The following is a 19,096-nucleotide window of genomic DNA, read 5'->3' as shown; positions in this document are numbered from 1 at the left end:
AAGTTATTTATCGCGTTCAATTATGAAGCTTGCCAGCGCTTGTAATACGCTTGTGTCATAGCCCTGACCGGCGAGGATCTCCAGCGCCCCCAAAGCTTCCTGATAGAGCGCCTGCGCTTTTGTACGCGCGCCCTCAAGCCCTAACAGGGCCGGGTAGGTACTTTTGCCCAGCGCCTGATCGGCGCCCTGGGTTTTGCCCAGCACGGCGGTGTCGCCGGTGACATCCAGAATGTCATCCTGCACCTGAAACGCCAGGCCGATAGCATCAGCATAGGTGTCCAGCAGCGGCAGCGCCAGGCGAGCCGGCTCGCCTGCAGCCAGCGCGCCCAGACGCACGGCAAGACGGATCAGCGCGCCGGTTTTATGGCGATGGATCTGCTCAAGCTGCGCCAGATCGATCTGTCTGCCTTCGGCCGCTAAATCCAGCGCCTGGCCGCCGCACATACCGGCAACGCCGCTGGCCTGAGCCAGTTCAGAGATCATTCTCACGCGCGTTGCCGCACTGACGCCCGGCATTGGTTCATCAGCCAGGATAGAGAAGGCCAGCGTTTGCAGCGCATCGCCCGCCAGAATGGCCGTATCTTCACCATAACGAATATGACAGGTAGGCTGTCCGCGGCGCAGCGCGTCATCATCCATCGCCGGCAGATCGTCATGAATCAGCGAATAGGCGTGAATACACTCTGTCGCGGCGGCAGGCGCATCAAGGCTGGCTGCGTCGGCGTTAAGCATTTCACCGGTGGCATAGACCAGAAAAGGACGCAGACGCTTACCTCCTAATAGTGCCCCATAATGCATGGCATTCACCAGCGGGGAACTCTGAAAAGGCAGTGGATCTATTAAACGTGTCAGCGCCTGATTTACGCGCTCATAATAGGTTTGCTGTAGCTGGACAAAATCCATTAGTCGTTATCCGGCGTAAAAGGGGTAAGGTCGGCCGTTTTATCATCGCTCAGCAGGATCTGTACGCGCTGTTCAGCCTGCTGCAGCGTCTGCTGACCACTGCGCGCCAGCTGCACACCGCGCTCAAACTCATTCAGCGCCTCTTCCAGCGGCAGTTCGCCGCTTTCCAGCCGGCTCACAATCTGTTCCAGCTGCTGCAGGGCGGTTTCAAAACTCACAGGCGCTTCGGCTTTTTTCGGCATAATCAGTGTCGACTCACAGTTTGGGACATCTTCGTGCAATCGGTCATGGTAGCCGACAGGGAATAATAAGCAAAATGTTGAATGTGATTGCGGTAGCAGAAGCAGTCACGCGGTAAAGGTGGTATACTTTTGCGCCTCGGATGCGGACGCTCTCGCGATCCCCGCAATATTATGATCTTACCAGCTAAGTGCTGATGATTTTAGCACTTATTTGCCCAACGAAGCTGTGTCGCCATGAAGTTTATCATCAAGCTCTTCCCTGAAATCACCATCAAAAGTCAGTCGGTGCGGCTGCGCTTTATCAAAATTCTTACCGGCAATATCCGCAATACCCTGCGTTCTCTGAATGAGGATATCAAGGTGGTGCGTCACTGGGATCACATTGAAGTGCGCGCTAAAAATGAAGCGCTGCGTGAAATCATTGTGGATGAGCTGACGCGTATTCCCGGTATTCATCATGTGCTCGCCGTTGAAGATCGTGCTTACACCGATATGCACGATATCTTTGAGCAGACGCTGGCGCTGAATCGTGAGCGCCTGGAAAATAAAAGCTTTAGCGTGCGCGTAAAACGTCGCGGCACCCACAGCTTCAGTTCGCAGGATGTGGAACGCTATGTAGGCGGCGGCCTGAATCAGCATATCGCCAGCGCGCGCGTACAACTGAAGCAGCCGGATGAGACGGTTAATCTGGAGATTGAAGACGACCGTCTGCTGCTGATTACCGGTCGTTTTGAGGGGCTGGGTGGCTTTCCAATCGGCACGCAGGAAGATGTGATGTCGCTGATCTCCGGTGGTTTTGATTCCGGTGTTTCCAGTTACATGCTGATGCGACGCGGCTGCCGCGTGCACTACTGCTTCTTTAATCTTGGCGGTGCGGCACATGAGATTGGCGTGCGTCAGGTGGCACACTATCTGTGGAATCGTTTTGGCCGCTCACACCGCGTGCGCTTTGTTGCCATCAATTTTGAGCCGGTCGTCGGTGAGATTCTGGAAAACGTTGATGACGGACAGATGGGCGTAGTGCTGAAGCGCATGATGGTTCGCGCCGCGTCAATGATTGCTGAGCGCTACGGTGTACAGGCGCTGGTGACCGGCGAAGCGCTGGGCCAGGTATCGAGCCAGACGCTGACCAACCTGCGCCTGATCGATAATGCATCCGATACGCTGATCCTGCGTCCGCTGATTTCACACGATAAAGAGCACATTATTAACGTGGCGCGGCAGATCGGTACGGAAGATTTCGCCCGCACCATGCCGGAATACTGCGGCGTGATCTCAAAGAGCCCGACGGTTAAAGCGGTGAAAGGCAAAATTGAAGCGGAAGAGCAGAATTTCAACTTCGATATTCTCCATCGCGTGGTGCAGGAAGCGACTAATCTCGATATCCGTGAGATTGCTGAACAGACCGAAGAGGAAGTGGTGGAAGTTGAGACCGTGGACTCTTTTGGCGCTAATGATGTGGTGCTCGATATCCGTGCCGCTGACGAGCAGGATGCCTCCCCGCTGGATCTCAGCGGCGTGGAAGTGAAATCGCTGCCGTTCTATAAGCTCAGCACGCAGTTTGGCGATCTGGATCAGAACCGGACCTGGCTGCTCTATTGCGATCGTGGCGTGATGAGCAAACTGCAGGCGCTCTATCTGCATGAGCAGGGTTTTACAAACGTAAAAGTTTATCGCCCATAGTACGTCAGGGGCGCCACCGGGATTATCCGCAGGAATATCACCGGAATTTATTGGGGCGCCATACATGGCGCCCGATTTATATGCGGTGCCCGATTCGGCTCAGGGGCGCATTAATGCGCCCCCTACGTCTGGCTCCGCAGGGGCGCCATTTATGGTGTCCAGGTTTATGCGCGGTGCCCGATTCGACCAGGGGCGCATTAATGCGCCCCCTACGTCTGGTTCCGCAGGGGCGCCATTAATGGCGCCCTGGTTTATGCGCGGTACCTGATTTGACTGAGGGGCACATTAATGCGCCCCCTACGTCTGGTTCCGTAGGGGCGCCATTTATGGCGCCCTGGTTTATGTGCGGTATCCGATTCGACCCAGGGGCGCCATTTATGGCGTCCGGGTTTATGCGCGGTACCTGATTTGACTGAGGGGCGCATTGATGCGCCCCCTGCGGTGACACCGGGATTAATTTCGCGCAACGGAATTCGCAGGGGCGCACTTTATTCGCGCTCATCGAACTCCTGATAATTATAAATGCCTGCCGCCAGCACCAGCTGTGAAGCGACTTCGCGTGCGGTCTCTCTATCCTGCAGCAGGTCCACCAGCTTTAATGCAAAATCAAACGCTGTACCCGGCCCCTGGCTGGTGAGCAGGTTTACGCGCGGATCCCATACCACGCGGCGCTCCATCCATTTCGCATCCGGGATTGTCTCTTTCAGACCCGGAAAGCCGGTCATATTCCCGACCGGAAAGAGATCGTGCGGCACCAGTACCGTGCCTGGCGCTGCACAAATGGCCGCCACAATTTTTCCTGTCAGATGAAACTGGCGCACCGTTTCCACCAGCAGCGGACTGTCGCGGAACGTCTCTGCACCTTTCAGACCACCCGGCAGAACAACGGCGTCGAAATCGTTATCTGCCACTTCTGCCAGGGGGGCATCAGCCAGCAGGCGCACGCCGCGCGAGCATATAATTTCCCGCGTGCCGTCACTCTCTGCGCTGGCAGTGGTAACAGTAATGCCGCCGCGCACCAGCACGTCGATGGTGGTGACCGCTTCGGTCTCTTCACTGCCATGAGCGAGGCATACCAGTACGGATGGGCTGGCGTTCATATTGTGACTCCTTGCGTTTTACCAGATCATAAAGGCGGCTATTCTCCGGCAGCGTAATGCCCTGACTGCGCGCGCGGCGCAGCAGATAGCCGGTAATATAATCGATTTCAGTTTGTCGCTGCGTACGGATATCCTGCAGCATAGAAGAGACGTTGGCGGCAGTCGTGTCGATAACGTCATAAATGATGGCACGTAACGTCTCTGCGTCCATATGCTGACCTTCACGCGTCAGCAGCAGCGCCAGCTCGTCGCACAGCGTATTAATCTGCTCCGGCCAGGCGCGCAGCGCGCCGTTCAGGCACTCATGCTCTACCGTTAGCGGATTAATAACGCAGTTCACCGCCAGCTTGCGCCAGCAGGCGGAGGCGATATCATCATGCCAGGCAACGTCAGGTAATGCCCGGTGCAGCAGATCCGCGAGATGGCTCAACGGCGCGGCGTCACGGCTGACTGGTCCGATATGCGTAATGCCAGCCGCCACGTGGCGGATCACCGTCCCGTCATGCATCGCCGCATGGGTGGTGATGCCGCGCAGCAGCGGCTGCGTCAAATCGCGCAGCTCCTCCAGCGTTCCCATACCGTTGTGCAGCAGCAAAACCGGCATCTCCGCGCGCAGCACGCTCTGAAGATTTTTAATCGCCGGCGAAACCTGCGGCGCTTTCAGGGTAACCAGTAACAGGTCGCTGCGCGCCAGAAACAGCGGATCGTTGGCGATAAAAGTGTGATTGCTCACTTCGCCCTGCAGATCGGTGACGTTAACGGAACAGTAGGGCTGCGGCACGCGCAGCCAGCCCTGTACGTCGTGACCCTGACGGGCCAGCGCAGTCAGCCAGACCTGCCCCAGCGCGCCGCAACCCAGCACGGTAATTTTCATTCTGCCTCCTGCTGGCGGGGTATTTTCACATCACATACTCAGTATAGCTTTGAGCTGCCGCGTGTTTTATTAGCGCAGCAAGACGCGTATTATGCATGTCACTTTAGTATCAGGAGAAGAAAAGATGCCATCTTTCGATATCGTTTCCGAAGTCGAGCTGCAGGAAGTCCGCAACGCGGTAGAAAACACCAACCGTGAACTCTCAACCCGCTTCGACTTTCGTAATGTCACCGCCAGCGTTGAGCTGAATGAGAAGAACGAGACAATTAAAATCACCACCGAGTCCGATTTTCAGGTGAAGCAGATTGTCGATATTCTGCGTGAAAAGCTGCTGAAGCGCGGTATTGAAAACGCTGCGATTGAAGTACCGGAAGAGATTGAACACAGCGGTAAAAGCTGGAGCGTAGAAGCCAAACTGAAGAAAGGCATTGAAAGCGACATTGCCAAAAAGCTGGTGAAGCTGATTAAAGACAGCAAGCTTAAGGTGCAGACGCAGATTCAGGGCGACGAACTGCGCGTGACCGGCAAATCGCGCGATGATCTGCAGGGCGCGATGGCGCTGGTGCGCGGTGGCAACCTCGGACAGCCATTCCAATTCAAAAACTTCCGCGATTAATCCTCTCTGGCGCACGCCGTACAGCGATAGATCGTCAGCGCCTCATGCCGGATAGATCGCTGTAAAAAAAAGCCCGACGCAGCGGTCGGGCTTCTGATTCAGCAGCTGGCGAGCAGCGCCTCTATCTCAACGCGGCTCGTGACTTTGCTATCGATTTTGATATACGCGCTTTTCTCTTCCGGCACGATAAATACCGATGCCACGCCAGGCTGAGCCTTCAGACGTTTTTCCAGATTCGGCACGGCCAGTACGGCGTCGCTCAGTACCAGCCGCAGGCTGCTGACGTAAGGCGGTTCCTGCATTGACATGGCGACAAACAGCCAGGCCGCAGCGATAATTGCTCCGACGAGAAATACCGTCTGCGCATCAATATGACCAAAAATCCAGCCGCCAAGACTGCCGCCAATCGCCACCCCAAGAAACTGGCTGGTGGAGTAGATACCCATGGCGGTGCCCTTATAACCAGCCGGTGACTCTTTGCTGATCAGCGAGGGCAGAATGGCCTCCATTACGTTAAACGCGAGGAAAAAGAGCTGAACGCCAGCCACCAGCGTCCAGAAGTGACCCTCTGCTCCCCAGAGAACGATTTCCGCAATGATAATCAGCGCCACGCAGCTGACAAAAACCCGCTTCATACGACGCTTTACTTCGGCATAGATAATGACCGGCACTACGGCGACAAAGGCAACCAGCATGGTCACCAGATAGATTTTCCAGTGCTCCGCTGCCGGGAGGCCTGCCAGTTCAAACTGGCCGGGCAGGGCGACAAAGCTCGACATCAGCAGCACGTGCAGACAGAGAATGCCGGTATTAAGCTTCAGCAGTCTGGGATTGGCCAACACGGCGCGAATGCTGCCTTTTACCATCCCGGACTCGCGGTTCAGCACGTGACCGCGCGCGTTCGGCACGACCAGCAGCGTAATAACGATACCCAGCGTTGCCAGCAGCGCAATCATCCAGAACAGCGCATGCAGCCCCAGCGCGTGCGTCACAATGGGCCCGGCCACCATGGCAATCGCAAAGGTCACGCCAAAACTGATACCGATAAACGCCATCGCTTTAGTACGGTTCTGCTCACGGGTGAGATCGGACAGCAGCGCCATTACGGCAGCGGCAATAGCGCCGGAGCCCTGTAACGCGCGACCAAGAATAATGCCCCAGATTGAGGTGGTCGTGGCGGCAATCACGCTGCCAAGGACAAACAGCAGCAGGCCGCCGACGATCAGCGGCTTGCGTCCGATGCGATCGGAGAGCAGCCCGAACGGGATCTGAAAAATGGCCTGTGCCAGACCATAAATACCAATTGCCAGACCAATCAGGGTTTCGCTGGCACCCTGCAACGCCATGCCGTAAGTGGTAAGTACCGGCAGAACCATAAACATTCCGAGCATACGCAGGGAAAAAACGGTACCTAAACCCCATGTAGCGCGCAGCTCTACCGGCGTCATTTTATTGTCGTTCATTCCAACCTCTGTAAGTGTCTGCCTGTCATGCACCATGCTGCAGCAGCCAGTAACACTCTGTTGCTGCAAACTGATTTATTTCGGGCATTTAGCGCCCATTTTAGGGAGCAGGGGAGGGCGGGTAAAACATTTGTTTTTAAGCAGTGGTAACAAAAAGAAAGGGCGCGAAAATCGCGCCCTTTCTCAGAGTGACGGTGCCCGCTTACCAGACGTAAGTGAGCAGGTCTTTGGATGCGGGAGCCATGAAGTCAACTGACATCATGACGCTCAGCGCGGTGATGGCGATGATAGAGAACACAAACAGTTTACGCGCCCAGACTTTATCGTTTGAGGTTTTGTAACCTGAGAGTGCCATACCCAGCCACCAGACGCTGACCGCCGCAGCCACGATCAGATATTTGTAGCCCGCATAACCACCCAGCGAGAGCATCAGCGTGGCAATCATAAACGCCAGAATGTAGAGCGTAATATGATTTTTCGCCACAGAGATGCCTTTCACCACCGGCAGAACCGGAATGTTGGCGGCCTGGTAATCTTTAAAGCGGAAGATGGCAATCGCGTAGGAGTGCGGCATCTGCCACAGGCTAAAGATAGCCAGCAAAATTAATGCGCCAGCATCAAACTCATTGGTGACTGCGCAGTAGCCAATCACCGGTGGCGCAGCACCGGAGAGGCTGCCGATCAGCGTTCCATAGACCGAATGACGCTTCATATAGAGGCTGTAAACGCCAACATAGACCACGAAGCCCATGACCGCCAGCCACATGGCCAGCGGGTTGGCGCCGAAATACAGCAACGCAAAGCCAGCAATACCCAACGCAGTGGCATAAACCAGGCTTACTTTCGCCGAGATCAGGCCTTTGACCAGAACCCGGTTCCGCGTTCTCTCCATTTTGATGTCGATATCGCGGTCAATCACATTGTTGAATACACAACCCGATGCGACCACCAGCGACACGCCAGCCAGCGCGGTGAGAAACAGGGGATAATCGATGCTGCCTTTAGAGGCCAGCAGAAATCCACCGATGACAGAAATTAAATTTCCGAAAATAATTCCTGGTTTTGTTACTTGCAGGTATTGCTTAATCATTACGCGTGACTCTTTAGTGGGCCATCATGTTGTAGTTGAGGTTCCACATAATCCACAGTGAACCGATCACAACAATCAGAATGATGATTGCTGAGAAGACAATGGCCACCATGTTCCAGCCACCCTCTGATTTGCTGTCCAGATGCAGGAAGTAAACCAGGTGCACCAGCACCTGAACCACTGCACACACCAGAACCACACCCAGGATGGTGCCGTGTGAGGCACTGCCATCCATTACCATCCAGAACGGGATTGCCGTCAGGATGATAGAGAGGATGAAGCCGATCATGTAAGACTTCACGCTACCGTGTGATGCACCATGTTCGTTTACAGAATGACTCATTACATGGCCCCCATCAGATAGACAACGGTGAATACGCAGATCCACACCACATCCAGGAAGTGCCAGAACAGGCTCAGGCACATGATACGGGTACGGTTGCTCTCAGTCAGACCACGTTTAGCGATCTGGAACATCAGAACCGCCATCCAGATCAGACCAGAGGTAACGTGCAGACCGTGCGTACCAACCAGAGTAAAGAAGCCAGAAAGGAAGCCGCTACGGTTTGGACCGAAGCCTTCCGCGATCAGGTGATGGAATTCATAGATTTCCATCCCGATAAATCCGGCACCGAACAGGAAGGTCAGGGCCAGCCAGCCAATGACCGAACCTTTGTTCTGGTTGTTCATCGCAATCACTGCCATTCCATAAGTGATGGAGCTCAGCAGCAGCAGCGCGGTTTCAACCAGCACAAACGGCAGTTCGAAAATATCTTTACCTGCCGGGCCACCGGCAGTGTTGTTGACCATTACTGCATAGGTCGCAAACAGCGTTGCGAAGATAATGCAGTCACTCATCAGGTAGATCCAGAAGCCAAAGACTTTATTGGCTCCTGCATCGTGATGCCCATGCTCCGCATGGGCGTCGTGGTGGTGTTTTACGGTTTGAGTCGACATTATTTCAGACCTGCTTTGCTGATGTCATCAAAATGCTTCTTCTCGATCTGCTCGATTTCAGCAACCGGAACGTAGTAATCCACGTCCTCATCGAAGCTCTTCACGATCCAGGTCACGATGGTGCCCAGGAAAGTGAGACCCGCCAGCCACCAGATATGCCAGATCATGGCGAAACCGAAGACTGTTACGAATGCAGCGATAACAATGGCCGCGCCGCTGTTTTTCGGCATATGAATTTCTTCATATTTTTCTGGCTGCTTGTACGCTTCGCCTTTCTCTTTCATTTCCCAGAACGCATCACGCTCGTGGATATGAGGGATAACAGCAAAGTTGTAGAACGGTGGTGGTGAAGAGGTTGCCCACTCCAGCGTACGACCGCCCCACGGGTCACCAGTCAGATCGCGGTTCTGATCGCGGTCACGTACCGATACCCAGAACTGAACCAGCTGGCACAGAATACCGCAGGCAATCAGCGCCGCACCGCCAGCTGCAACAACCAGCAGCGAGTGGAACTGTGGATCGATATCCTGGCTCAGACGACGGGTCATACCCATGAAGCCCAGTGCGTACAGCGGCATAAAGGCAACAAAGAAGCCGATGATCCAGAACCAGAAGGCGCGTTTACCCCAGGTTTCGTTCAGCGTGAAGCCAAATGCTTTCGGGAACCAGTAGGTCACACCGGCCATGCAACCGAAGACAACACCACCGATAATAACGTTATGGAAGTGTGCAATCAGGAACAGGCTGTTGTGCAGGACAAAGTCTGCGCCCGGTACGGCCAGCAGTACGCCGGTCATACCACCGACTGAGAAGGTCACCAGGAAGCCGATGGTCCACAGCATCGCTGAGTTAAACTCAATACGACCCTGATACATGGTGAACAGCCAGTTAAAGATTTTCACCCCGGTCGGAATCGCGATGATCATCGTCATGATACCGAAGAAGGCGTTAACGTTAGCGCCCGCACCCATGGTGAAGAAGTGGTGCAGCCAGACGATGAACGACAGTACGGTAATGGCGATGGTCGCCCACACCAGTGAGGTGTAACCAAAGAGACGCTTTTTCGAGAACGTCGCGGTAACTTCAGAGAAGACACCAAAGACCGGCAGAACGAGGATGTACACTTCCGGGTGACCCCAGACCCAGATCAGGTTGACGTACATCATCATGTTACCGCCCATATCATTAGTAAAGAAATGGAAGTCGAGGTAACGATCAAGCGTCAACAGTGCCAGCGTCACGGTCAGAACCGGGAACGCAGCGATGATCAGGACGTTGGTGCAGAGTGATGCCCAGGTAAAGACCGGCATTTTGAACAGGTCCATGCCCGGCGCACGCATCTTCAGAATGGTCACGAAGAAGTTGATACCGGTCAGCGTGGTCCCGATCCCTGAAAGCTGGAGACTCCAGATCCAGTAGTCGACCCCGACGCCAGGACTATATTCCGCGCCAGAAAGCGGCGGATAAGCCAGCCAGCCAGTCTGCGCGAACTCGCCCACACCCAGAGAGATGTTCACCAGGATCACACCGACCGCGGTAAACCAGAAGCTCAGGTTGTTCAGGAACGGGAACGCAACGTCACGGGCACCGATTTGCAGCGGAACCGCGATGTTCATCAGACCTACAACAAATGGCATTGCCACGAAGAAGATCATAATCACGCCGTGAGCGGTGAAGATCTGATCGTAGTGGTGCGGAGGCAGAATACCCGCCTCACCGGCAGAAGCCATAACCTGTTGGGTACGCATCATTACTGCATCGGCAAAGCCGCGCAGCAGCATGACGAATGCCATGATGATATACATGATACCCAGTTTTTTGTGGTCAACGGAGGTAAGCCATTCTGACCACAGATACTTCCACTTACCAAAATAGGTGAGGGCGGCAACCAGCGCCAGACCACCAATGATGATAGCGGCGACCGTAACCATGATAATAGGCTCATGGTACGGCACTGCATCCAGTGTTAATTTTCCGAACATCGTATTATTCCCCGGTTCCCGCAGCAGCGGCGTGATTCATGTCCATGCCTTCGTGTGACATGTCCATTTTCCCGTGGCTCATCTTGAACTTATCAATAACCTGCTTGAAGAGTTCAGGATTCGCAGTTGAGAAATATTCCACCGGATGATTCTCACTTGGCGAAGCCAGTTTCTCAAACTCATCCATGGTGGTCAGCGTGTTAGGTGCCGCTTTAACTTTGGCAACCCACTGCTGGAATTCCGCATCATCTTTAGTTGCAATGGCCTTGAACTTCATGCCAGAGAAACCGCGACCACTGAAGTTTGATGAGATACCGTCAAACGTTCCTGGCTCATTGGCGATCAGGTGCAGTTTGGTCTGCATGCCCGCCATGGCGTAGATCTGGCTGCCGAGCGTAGGAATGAAGAACGAGTTCATCACGGAGTTAGAGGTGATTTTGAAGTTAACTGGCGTATTTGCCGGGAAGGCAATCTGGTTAACGGTGGCAATACCCTGTTCCGGGTAAATGAACAGCCATTTCCAGTCCAGTGCAACCACATCGATCTCAACAGGCTTGACGTCAGAGACCAGCGGCTTAGCCGGCTCCAGCGCATGCGTTGATTTCCAGGTCAGCACGCCAAGGAAGATGATGATCAGGATCGGAATGGTCCAGACCACGGCTTCCACTTTGTTAGAGTGTGACCAGTTAGGGCTGTACTTCGCTTCGGTATTGGTCGCCCGATATTTCCAGGCAAACACAACAGCCATTAAGACTGCCGGAATAACGACAATCATCATCAAGCCAAAGGCTGTCAGAATCAGTGAACGTTGCTCCATTGCAATCTGTCCCTTGGGATTTAACAACGCACTATCGCAGCCGCTGAGTAATACAGCGCCTGCGATTAATGACAAAATCCCCAAACATTTATTGTATTTCATGAGTCTCATTTAACGACCTCAATGACAAGGGCTCTATTGTCGTTTAAGTGTGCGCGCATTTTACGGTAAGGTTTATGCAGTGTAAACCAGCTTAAGGATGTGTCAGAAGGGTGTTGACACCTTTTGCTAAGGGAGTCACAGATGTTACGCAGAGTGACAAATTATTAACCGCGACAAGCAGTTGGCGGCAATATAACAAAAAGCAATGACAGAAACCGCAGAAAAAACAGGGAAAGCATAAACCGTACTTTTAATGCTCACTTATTTAACAATTATGCATCATTTGAGCGATAATTTTTCCACAAACTGATTGCTCACCGGATTTAAATATCGCCCGATGTTGTTAAATTAATGTTTTTATTTCGCGATGAAAAAAATGCTATTTGCGCGAATTCGCAGGCGCTATTTTTAAACAAAATAAATAGCGCCTGCAAATAGTGTCTGGCTATCGTTCAGCGAGCCGGTGGGTTTTCCTCAGCGCCAGGCAGTCGAGTACCACGCCCAGCGTAACGGCCAGAACGGCAACGCTGATGCCCGCCTTAAACAGCGGCGTCAGCAGTGCAGTCAGCGATTCTGCGCCTGCAGCCGTTAGCGCCAGCGTCAGCAGCCAGCAGGCCAGTAACGCACAGCCTGCGGTAAACAGGCGGACAATCCAGCGATAGCCCACAGGCCAGCTGGTGCGCGTAATAAACGTGCCGCTCTGCTGCATCTGAAGAAGCGTGTTGCGGCTAAGCCACAGCAGCAGCAGTCCCGGCAGCGCAGCCACAACGGTAAACGCATAGAAAGCGGACCAGCCCCATAGTTCAACCAGCCAGCCGGCGGCCGGGCCCACGTAAACGCGGCCAACAGCAGCCAGCGCTGAGAGCAGAGCGAACTGGGTGGCCGAGAACGCTTTATTACACATGGTCATCAGCAGCGCCACAAAGGCCGCTGTTCCCATGCCACCACACAGATTTTCAATAAACACCGCGCTGGCCATGCTCCAGAGGTGGGGCGGGGTGACCGCCAGCAGCCAGTAAGCGGCGTTAGACACGGCCTGCAGAATGCCAAACAGCATCAGGGCGCGAAACAGGCTCAGACGCTGCATCAGCACGCCGCCATAGAGTGCGCCGATAATTGTCGCCAGTAGCCCCAGCGTTTTATTCACCAGGCCAACATCGCCCGCGCTGAAGCCGACGCCGCGGATAAGAAAGGTTGTCGTCAGCGACGCCGCGAAGGCATCTCCCAGCTTATAAAGGATGATCAGGGTAATGAGTAGCCAGGCATTGTTACGCTGAAAAAAGTCCGCCAGAGGAAACGTAACGGCCTGGCGCAGCGTATGCGGCTCGCGTTTAGCCGCAGCGGGCTCGCGAGCCAGCAGCGTGGCGATCAGCCCCGGAATCATCAGCAGCGCCATCAGCCAGTAGGTTGCGCGCCAGCCCAGATAGCGATCGGCAAGCCAGAGTGCCAGCCCGCCGGAGATAAGCATTGCCAGACGATAGCCCAGCACCGTAATCGCTGCGCCGCTGCCGCGCTCTTCCGGCGGCAGGATATCCGTTTTCCACGCATCAAAGACGATATCCTGAGAGGCGGAGCAGAAGGCGACCAGCACGGCGATGGCCGCCAGCAGCGTTAAATCCTGAGCCGGATGCATAAAACCGAGCGCGACAATACCGGCAATCAGCGCCAGCTGAGTCAGCAGTAACCAGCCCCGGCGACGTCCCAGAAACGGCGGCGTATAGCGGTCCATTACCGGCGACCAGAGAAACTTGAAAACGTAAGCCTGTCCTACCAGAGAAAAGAAACCAATGGTTTTGAGATCGACATTCTCTACGGTCATCCATGCCTGCAGCGTGCCCGCGGTCAGCGCCAGCGGCAAGCCGGAAGCGAAGCCAAGCAGCAGCAGTACCGCCGCGTTACGTTGGGTAAATATTCGCAGATAGTGAGAGGTCATAGCCAGCCTGAGGTAGTGCCCGGCACAGATGGCCGGGCAGATGACAGCGGAGCGGTTAGCGTGCGTTCTGTTTAATGAAGTTGTTTACGCTGGTGTCCTGCGCCATATCGGCGATCACATCGCTCAGCGTCGCATTCACAGCGTTGGTGATTTTGTCGTTAGTGGCATTGAAAGCGCCTTCAATGCTGTAGGTCTGACGGTAGTTTTTCACCTGCTTATTGCCGTTTTTCGCCGTGGCAATAATAGAGATATCCGCTTTTGTGGTGATGCTGTAGCGCACGTTGCCCTGCGTAACGTCAGCGTAAAGGCCGTTCACCACAATCTGCAGATCCACGGCGCCGTTCGGGCCGATCATATACCCGCGGGAGGTCATCTGCTTCTCCAGCACTTCCTGCAGCAGGAAACGCAGGTCGCGTGACGGCGTCAGCGTAACCAGCTGTCCATCGCGGTTCACCTTCGCCAGTGCCTGATCGCTGCGCTGATCGGCACCGTTTACGCTGACGGTAACGCCCATCAGGCTCGGATCCTGCTGTGGCAGCTGGATTTTTGGCTGAATGTTCAGGGTTGTACTGTTGCTGGCACAGCCGGCTAAAACAAAAGCAGCCAGCAGAGGGAATAACAGTTTCTTCAACATACTCATTCTCGTTAGCGTTAGGTTAGGAGATAAATCCGGCATCATCATAGCATTGCAGCGAGGTGAAAAAAGCCCCAGCCATCGGGAAATTGATTGTAAAGGCTTTTTTCAGCCCGGAGGAAAACCCGCAGGTTGACCCGCCCGGATTGCCGGTTATGATGCGCTGCAGAGCGGGAATATTTTCTGATTTTTACCGGGCAGTAATGCAAAACCTACTAATATTTAAACAGATGGGGCACAGCGCTCGCCGGAGAGGGTGTAAACAATGATTCGCGAACAAATAGAAGAAAAGCTGCGCAACGCTTTCACACCTGCACACCTCGAAGTGCATGATGAAAGCTATCGTCATAACGTGCCTGCCGGTTCTGAAAGTCACTTTAAAGTGGTGATTGTCAGCGATCACTTTACCGGCCAGCGTTTTTTACAGCGGCATCGCGCCATCTATGGCGAACTGTCTGCGGAACTGGCAGGCAGCGTACACGCGCTGGCGCTGCATACCTACACGCAAAAAGAGTGGCACGGGCTGCAGGATACGGTCCTGGCTTCGCCTAACTGCCGGGGTGCCGGTACGCTTGCCTGATGCTGGCATCTTTAACCTTTCCTGAAACGGCCTGCGGGCCGTTTTTTCGTTTCTCAGACGCTAAACGCGATCTGCGGCGCAAAAAAGCAGCAAAGTCGTTAAAAAGTGGTGAGTTTGCAGCCTCGACTCATTCCGGCGATGCCGCTATAATGCGGCGTCTATTTTTCCGGAATGTCTTCGGGACGCTTCTGGTGACAGGGATGTGATTCTGCCCGCAGAGGCCGTCCCGGTTATTGGATACGGCGCATTAATTGTGTGGTGTCTGAAGTTGACCGAGCACGTGATTTTTTGAGGTAACAAAATGACAGTTTCAGTAGAAACCACCCAGGGTCTGGGCCGCCGCATTTCGATTACTATTCCAGCTGACAGCATTGACGCTGCAGTTAAGAAAGAACTGATTGAAGTGGCTAAGAAAGTCCGTATCGATGGTTTCCGTAAAGGGAAAGTGCCATCGCATATCATCAATCAGCGCTACGGCGCCTCTGTTCGCCAGGATGTGCTGGGTGAGCTGATGACGCGTAACTTCGTTGACGCCATCATCAAAGAGAAAATCAATCCAGCGGGCGCGCCTGACTATGTGCCGGGTGAGTACAAAGAAGGCGAAGACTTTACCTATGCGGTTGAGTTTGAAGTCTATCCGGAAGTGGAATTGCAGGGTCTGGACGCAATCGAAGTTGAAAAACCGGTTGTTGAAGTGACCGATGCAGACGTTGATGCGATGCTGGATACTCTGCAGAAGCAGCAGGCTACCTGGAAAGAGACTGACGCAGCGGCTACCGCTGAAGATCGCGCTACCATCGATTTCAACGGTTCTGTTGATGGCGAAGAGTTTGAAGGCGGTAAAGCATCTGACTTCGTTCTGGCGATGGGTCAGGGTCGTATGATCCCTGGTTTTGAAGAGGGCATCACCGGTAAGAAAGCGGGTGACACCTTCACTATCGACGTTAAATTCCCGGACGATTACCACGCAGAAAACCTGAAAGGGAAAGATGCGAAGTTTGATATCGTTCTGAAGAAAGTTGAAACCCGTGAGCTGCCAGAACTGACCGCTGATTTCATCAAGCGTTTCGGCGTAGAAGATGGTTCAGTTGATGGCCTGCGTGCAGAAGTGCGTAAAAACATGGAGCGCGAGCTCAAAGGCGCTATCCGTAACCGCGTGAAGTCTCAGGTTCTGGATGGTCTGGTTGAAGCGAACAACATCGACGTACCGGCCGCTCTGATTGATGGCGAAATCGACGTGCTGCGTCGTCAGGCTGCTCAGCGCTTTGGTGGCAATGAGAAGCAGGCGCTGGAACTGCCACGTGAGCTGTTCGAAGAGCAGGCAAAACGTCGCGTGGTTGTCGGTCTGCTGCTGGGCGAAGTGATCCGCATCAACGAGCTGAAAGCTGACGAAGATCGCGTTAAGACGCTGATCGAAGAGATGGCTTCTGCGTATGAAGATCCGCAGGAAGTTATCGAGTTCTACAGCAAGAACAGCGAGCTGATGAACAACATGCGCAACGTTGCACTGGAAGAGCAGGCGGTCGAGGCTCTGCTGGCGAAAGCCAAAGTCGCCGACAAAGCGACCTCTTTCCAGGAGCTGATGAACCAGACCTCTGCGGCCTGATTAATCACTTAACGGAATGTGCTCAGCCCGCGACCTCCTGTCGCGGGCTTTTTTATAGTTATGATAAAACCCCCCTTCCTGCACCGCTATTTGACTAATTAAGCGGCAAATTATCCGTTATGCTCTTTTTCCAGGTTAGCGAATAGAGAAAAGGTTGTTATGCTTGAAACAACCGGGCAGCATCCCCAGATAGAGGAAGAATGCGAGAGAACCGTGAGGCTGGCTGATTAACCGTCCTGAAATGTCGGAACGAGGCGGCTGTGCATAGTTTTCGCAGCGCGTCTCACGTAGAATCGGTACAGAATGTTGCCAATGAAATTTATCAGGAGACGGTAATGTCATACAGTGGCGATCGTGAATTTACTGCACCAACTAATGCGCTGGTGCCAATGGTGGTCGAACAAACCTCGCGCGGCGAGCGTTCTTACGACATCTATTCCCGCCTGCTTAAAGAGCGCGTTATCTTTCTGACCGGTCAGGTTGAAGATCACATGGCGAACCTGATTGTGGCGCAGATGCTGTTTCTGGAAGCAGAGAATCCGGAAAAAGATATCTATCTCTACATCAACTCACCGGGTGGCGTGATTACGGCTGGTATGTCGATCTATGACACCATGAAATTCATCAAGCCGGACGTCAGCACCATCTGTATGGGTCAGGCGTGCTCAATGGGCGCGTTTTTGCTGACGGCAGGAACCAAAGGTAAACGTTTCTGCCTGCCTAACTCCCGCGTGATGATTCACCAGCCGCTGGGCGGCTATCAGGGACAGGCAACGGATATTGAAATTCACGCGCGTGAAATTCTGAAAGTAAAACAGCGCATGAATGAGCTGATGGCTGAGCATACCGGCAAATCACTGGAGCAGATTGAGCGCGATACCGAACGCGATCGTTTCCTCTCTGCCAGCGAAGCGGTAGAGTATGGTCTGGTTGACTCTATCCTGACACACCGTCAATAAGACGCACCTGCCTGGCCCTTACGCTATAGTTAACGGGGGGCAGGCAGGTGAGTTGCATGCATACCGGCCGTTGTTGTACGGCCAGTGCCGTACACCAGAGTAGGTCTGAGAACGAAAAGAGGTTAGCTGATGACAGATAAGCGCAAAGACGGTTCAGGTAAGTTGCTGTACTGCTCTTTCTGCGGCAAAAGCCAGCATGAAGTCCGTAAGCTGATTGCCGGGCCGTCAGTCTATATTTGCGACGAATGTGTCGATTTATGTAATGACATCATTCGTGAAGAGATTAAAGAGGTTGCGCCCCATCGCGAGCGTAGCGCTCTGCCAACGCCACATGAAATTCGTCACCATCTCGATGACTATGTTATTGGTCAGGAAAAGGCGAAAAAAGTGCTGGCGGTTGCTGTTTACAACCACTACAAACGCCTGCGCAATGGCGATACCAGCAACGGTATCGAGCTGGGCAAAAGTAACATTCTGCTGATCGGCCCAACCGGTAGCGGTAAGACACTGCTGGCAGAAACGCTGGCGCGCCTGCTGGATGTGCCTTTTACCATGGCGGACGCCACCACGCTGACCGAAGCGGGTTATGTGGGCGAAGATGTGGAAAACATCATTCAGAAGCTGCTGCAGAAGTGCGACTATGATGTGCAGAAGGCGCAGCGCGGGATTGTCTACATCGATGAGATTGATAAAATCTCCCGTAAGTCTGATAACCCTTCTATTACGCGTGATGTGTCAGGCGAAGGCGTGCAGCAGGCGCTGCTGAAGCTGATCGAAGGCACCGTTGCCGCTGTCCCGCCTCAGGGTGGTCGCAAACATCCGCAGCAGGAGTTTCTGCAGGTTGATACATCGAAAATCCTGTTTATCTGCGGCGGTGCATTTGCCGGCCTTGATAAGGTGATTTCGCAGCGTGTAGAAACCGGATCGGGTATCGGCTTTGGCGCGACAGTAAAAGGCAAATCGCAAAAAGCCAGCGAAGGCGAACTGCTGTCACAGGTAGAGCCGGAAGATTTGATCAAGTTTGGTCTGATTCCGGAATTTATCGGTCGTCTGCCAGTGGTCGCCACGCTGAACGAGCTGAGCGAAGAAGCCCTGATCCAGATCCTGCGCGAGCCGAAAAATGCGCTCACCAAGCAGTATCAGGCGCTGTTCAACCTGGAAGGCGTTGAGCTGGAGTTCCGCGACGAAGCGCTGACGGCTATCGCTAAAAAGGCGATGTCGCGCAAAACCGGTGCGCGCGGTCTGCGTTCTATCGTTGAGGCAGCCCTGCTGGAAACCATGTATGACCTGCCTTCAATGGAAGATGTTGAGAAAGTGGTTATCGATGATTCGGTGATTGATGGCGAGTCCGATCCAATGCTGATTTACGGAAAGCATGAAGCACAAGCTTCTGGCGAATAAATAAGCAGCCAAATCACGTTGTTATCTTAAAAAAGGGGAATTCTATTCCCCTTTTACTTTTCTCACTCCTGTGACATTGAATGTCGGACAAGCATCCCCATATACTCATAATCCTGTGGGTTTAACTGCATACAGCCTGTATTACGCGGTACCC

18 protein-coding genes are annotated in these 19,096 nt (G+C 53.8%); 6 read left to right on the top strand and 12 right to left on the bottom strand.

What is annotated here, in order from left to right:
* Positions 1 to 3 precede the first annotated feature (3 nt).
* Positions 4 to 903: a (2E,6E)-farnesyl diphosphate synthase gene (gene ispA, locus F3I15_RS09555; RefSeq protein WP_150017674.1), complete on the bottom strand. Its 900-nt coding sequence runs from the start codon at positions 901 to 903 to the stop codon at positions 4 to 6.
* On the bottom strand, positions 903 to 1,145 hold the full coding sequence (gene xseB / locus F3I15_RS09550; protein ID WP_039382972.1) for an exodeoxyribonuclease VII small subunit: 243 nt from the start codon (positions 1,143 to 1,145) through the stop codon (positions 903 to 905). The genes ispA and xseB overlap by 1 nt, the downstream gene beginning before the upstream one ends.
* Positions 1,146 to 1,379: 234 nt before the next feature.
* Here xseB and thiI point away from each other — a divergent pair, with 234 nt between their 5' ends.
* Complete coding sequence (gene thiI, locus F3I15_RS09545; protein WP_150017672.1) at positions 1,380 to 2,828, top strand: tRNA uracil 4-sulfurtransferase ThiI; 1,449 nt, start codon at positions 1,380 to 1,382, stop codon at positions 2,826 to 2,828.
* Positions 2,829 to 3,316: 488 nt separating this feature from the next.
* Here the strand turns inward: thiI and yajL are convergent, their stop codons facing one another.
* Together yajL and panE are read right to left on the bottom strand one after the other, a co-directional pair.
* A complete protein-coding gene (gene yajL / locus F3I15_RS09540; RefSeq protein WP_150017670.1) occupies positions 3,317 to 3,928 on the bottom strand; it encodes a protein deglycase YajL in 612 nt (203 codons plus the stop codon).
* The gene (gene panE / locus F3I15_RS09535; protein WP_150017668.1) at positions 3,882 to 4,802 is read right to left on the bottom strand and encodes a 2-dehydropantoate 2-reductase; all 921 of its coding nucleotides are present in this window, start codon (positions 4,800 to 4,802) and stop codon (positions 3,882 to 3,884) included. Before panE ends, yajL begins: the two co-directional genes overlap by 47 nt.
* 124 nt (positions 4,803 to 4,926) lie before the next feature.
* On the opposite strand from panE, the gene F3I15_RS09530 reads away from it, so the two are divergent.
* Complete coding sequence (locus F3I15_RS09530; RefSeq protein ID WP_150017666.1) at positions 4,927 to 5,418, top strand: YajQ family cyclic di-GMP-binding protein; 492 nt, start codon at positions 4,927 to 4,929, stop codon at positions 5,416 to 5,418.
* A gap of 98 nt (positions 5,419 to 5,516) precedes the next feature.
* Here the strand turns inward: F3I15_RS09530 and F3I15_RS09525 are convergent, their stop codons facing one another.
* The 8 genes from F3I15_RS09525 to F3I15_RS09490 all read right to left on the bottom strand — a co-directional run bounded on the left by F3I15_RS09525 (position 5,517) and on the right by F3I15_RS09490 (position 14,396).
* Positions 5,517 to 6,881, bottom strand: coding sequence for an MFS transporter (locus tag F3I15_RS09525; RefSeq protein ID WP_150017664.1), 1,365 nt, complete (start codon positions 6,879 to 6,881; stop codon positions 5,517 to 5,519).
* A 202-nt stretch (positions 6,882 to 7,083) separates the two neighbouring features.
* A complete protein-coding gene (gene cyoE / locus F3I15_RS09520) occupies positions 7,084 to 7,971 on the bottom strand; it encodes a heme o synthase (RefSeq protein ID WP_039382978.1) in 888 nt (295 codons plus the stop codon).
* A gap of 13 nt (positions 7,972 to 7,984) precedes the next feature.
* Positions 7,985 to 8,314, bottom strand: a complete 330-nt coding sequence (locus tag F3I15_RS09515; protein ID WP_039382979.1) for a cytochrome o ubiquinol oxidase subunit IV — start codon at positions 8,312 to 8,314, stop codon at positions 7,985 to 7,987.
* Complete coding sequence (locus tag F3I15_RS09510; RefSeq protein ID WP_039382980.1) at positions 8,314 to 8,928, bottom strand: cytochrome o ubiquinol oxidase subunit III; 615 nt, start codon at positions 8,926 to 8,928, stop codon at positions 8,314 to 8,316. The genes F3I15_RS09515 and F3I15_RS09510 overlap by 1 nt, the downstream gene beginning before the upstream one ends.
* On the bottom strand, positions 8,928 to 10,910 hold the full coding sequence (gene cyoB, locus F3I15_RS09505) for a cytochrome o ubiquinol oxidase subunit I (RefSeq protein WP_065649951.1): 1,983 nt from the start codon (positions 10,908 to 10,910) through the stop codon (positions 8,928 to 8,930). Before cyoB ends, F3I15_RS09510 begins: the two co-directional genes overlap by 1 nt.
* Positions 10,911 to 10,914: 4 nt before the next feature.
* Positions 10,915 to 11,838: a cytochrome o ubiquinol oxidase subunit II gene (gene cyoA / locus F3I15_RS09500; RefSeq protein WP_150017662.1), complete on the bottom strand. Its 924-nt coding sequence runs from the start codon at positions 11,836 to 11,838 to the stop codon at positions 10,915 to 10,917.
* A 436-nt stretch (positions 11,839 to 12,274) separates the two neighbouring features.
* Positions 12,275 to 13,762 carry a muropeptide MFS transporter AmpG gene (ampG, locus tag F3I15_RS09495; protein WP_150017660.1) on the bottom strand — a complete coding sequence of 496 codons (1,488 nt, stop codon included), beginning with the start codon at positions 13,760 to 13,762 and terminating at the stop codon, positions 12,275 to 12,277.
* 55 nt (positions 13,763 to 13,817) lie between these two features.
* Positions 13,818 to 14,396, bottom strand: coding sequence for a lipoprotein (locus tag F3I15_RS09490; protein WP_039382984.1), 579 nt, complete (start codon positions 14,394 to 14,396; stop codon positions 13,818 to 13,820).
* A 265-nt stretch (positions 14,397 to 14,661) separates the two neighbouring features.
* Between F3I15_RS09490 and bolA the strand changes: the two genes are divergently transcribed.
* The 4 genes from bolA to clpX all read left to right on the top strand — a co-directional run bounded on the left by bolA (position 14,662) and on the right by clpX (position 18,942).
* Positions 14,662 to 14,976 carry a transcriptional regulator BolA gene (gene bolA / locus F3I15_RS09485; protein ID WP_039382985.1) on the top strand — a complete coding sequence of 105 codons (315 nt, stop codon included), beginning with the start codon at positions 14,662 to 14,664 and terminating at the stop codon, positions 14,974 to 14,976.
* Positions 14,977 to 15,277: 301 nt separating this feature from the next.
* Positions 15,278 to 16,582: a trigger factor gene (tig, locus tag F3I15_RS09475; protein ID WP_094111500.1), complete on the top strand. Its 1,305-nt coding sequence runs from the start codon at positions 15,278 to 15,280 to the stop codon at positions 16,580 to 16,582.
* 335 nt (positions 16,583 to 16,917) lie between these two features.
* On the top strand, positions 16,918 to 17,541 hold the full coding sequence (gene clpP, locus F3I15_RS09470; protein ID WP_010616837.1) for an ATP-dependent Clp endopeptidase proteolytic subunit ClpP: 624 nt from the start codon (positions 16,918 to 16,920) through the stop codon (positions 17,539 to 17,541).
* A gap of 129 nt (positions 17,542 to 17,670) precedes the next feature.
* The gene (clpX, locus tag F3I15_RS09465; RefSeq protein WP_039382987.1) at positions 17,671 to 18,942 is read left to right on the top strand and encodes an ATP-dependent protease ATP-binding subunit ClpX; all 1,272 of its coding nucleotides are present in this window, start codon (positions 17,671 to 17,673) and stop codon (positions 18,940 to 18,942) included.
* The last annotated feature ends 154 nt before the right edge of the window (positions 18,943 to 19,096 follow it).

Source organism: Pantoea sp. M_9, assembly GCF_008631385.1.
GTDB classification, from domain to species: Bacteria; Pseudomonadota; Gammaproteobacteria; order Enterobacterales; family Enterobacteriaceae; genus Pantoea; species Pantoea eucrina.
Note: the sequence above shows the minus strand (reverse complement) of the source record. Positions and strands in the feature narration are given on the sequence as shown.

Excerpts from the sequence above, each read along its gene's own strand:
- ispA (WP_150017674.1), bottom strand. The coding sequence starts at position 903 with ATGGATTTTGTCCAGCTACAGCAAACCTATTATGAGCGCGTAAATCAG.
- xseB (WP_039382972.1), bottom strand. The coding sequence starts at position 1,145 with ATGCCGAAAAAAGCCGAAGCGCCTGTGAGTTTTGAAACCGCCCTGCAG.
- thiI (WP_150017672.1), top strand. The coding sequence starts at position 1,380 with ATGAAGTTTATCATCAAGCTCTTCCCTGAAATCACCATCAAAAGTCAG.
- yajL (WP_150017670.1), bottom strand. The coding sequence starts at position 3,928 with ATGAACGCCAGCCCATCCGTACTGGTATGCCTCGCTCATGGCAGTGAA.
- panE (WP_150017668.1), bottom strand. The coding sequence starts at position 4,802 with ATGAAAATTACCGTGCTGGGTTGCGGCGCGCTGGGGCAGGTCTGGCTG.
- F3I15_RS09530 (WP_150017666.1), top strand. The coding sequence starts at position 4,927 with ATGCCATCTTTCGATATCGTTTCCGAAGTCGAGCTGCAGGAAGTCCGC.
- F3I15_RS09525 (WP_150017664.1), bottom strand. The coding sequence starts at position 6,881 with ATGAACGACAATAAAATGACGCCGGTAGAGCTGCGCGCTACATGGGGT.
- cyoE (WP_039382978.1), bottom strand. The coding sequence starts at position 7,971 with ATGATTAAGCAATACCTGCAAGTAACAAAACCAGGAATTATTTTCGGA.
- F3I15_RS09515 (WP_039382979.1), bottom strand. The coding sequence starts at position 8,314 with ATGAGTCATTCTGTAAACGAACATGGTGCATCACACGGTAGCGTGAAG.
- F3I15_RS09510 (WP_039382980.1), bottom strand. The coding sequence starts at position 8,928 with ATGTCGACTCAAACCGTAAAACACCACCACGACGCCCATGCGGAGCAT.
- cyoB (WP_065649951.1), bottom strand. The coding sequence starts at position 10,910 with ATGTTCGGAAAATTAACACTGGATGCAGTGCCGTACCATGAGCCTATT.
- cyoA (WP_150017662.1), bottom strand. The coding sequence starts at position 11,838 with ATGAGACTCATGAAATACAATAAATGTTTGGGGATTTTGTCATTAATC.
- ampG (WP_150017660.1), bottom strand. The coding sequence starts at position 13,762 with ATGACCTCTCACTATCTGCGAATATTTACCCAACGTAACGCGGCGGTA.
- F3I15_RS09490 (WP_039382984.1), bottom strand. The coding sequence starts at position 14,396 with ATGTTGAAGAAACTGTTATTCCCTCTGCTGGCTGCTTTTGTTTTAGCC.
- bolA (WP_039382985.1), top strand. The coding sequence starts at position 14,662 with ATGATTCGCGAACAAATAGAAGAAAAGCTGCGCAACGCTTTCACACCT.
- tig (WP_094111500.1), top strand. The coding sequence starts at position 15,278 with ATGACAGTTTCAGTAGAAACCACCCAGGGTCTGGGCCGCCGCATTTCG.
- clpP (WP_010616837.1), top strand. The coding sequence starts at position 16,918 with ATGTCATACAGTGGCGATCGTGAATTTACTGCACCAACTAATGCGCTG.
- clpX (WP_039382987.1), top strand. The coding sequence starts at position 17,671 with ATGACAGATAAGCGCAAAGACGGTTCAGGTAAGTTGCTGTACTGCTCT.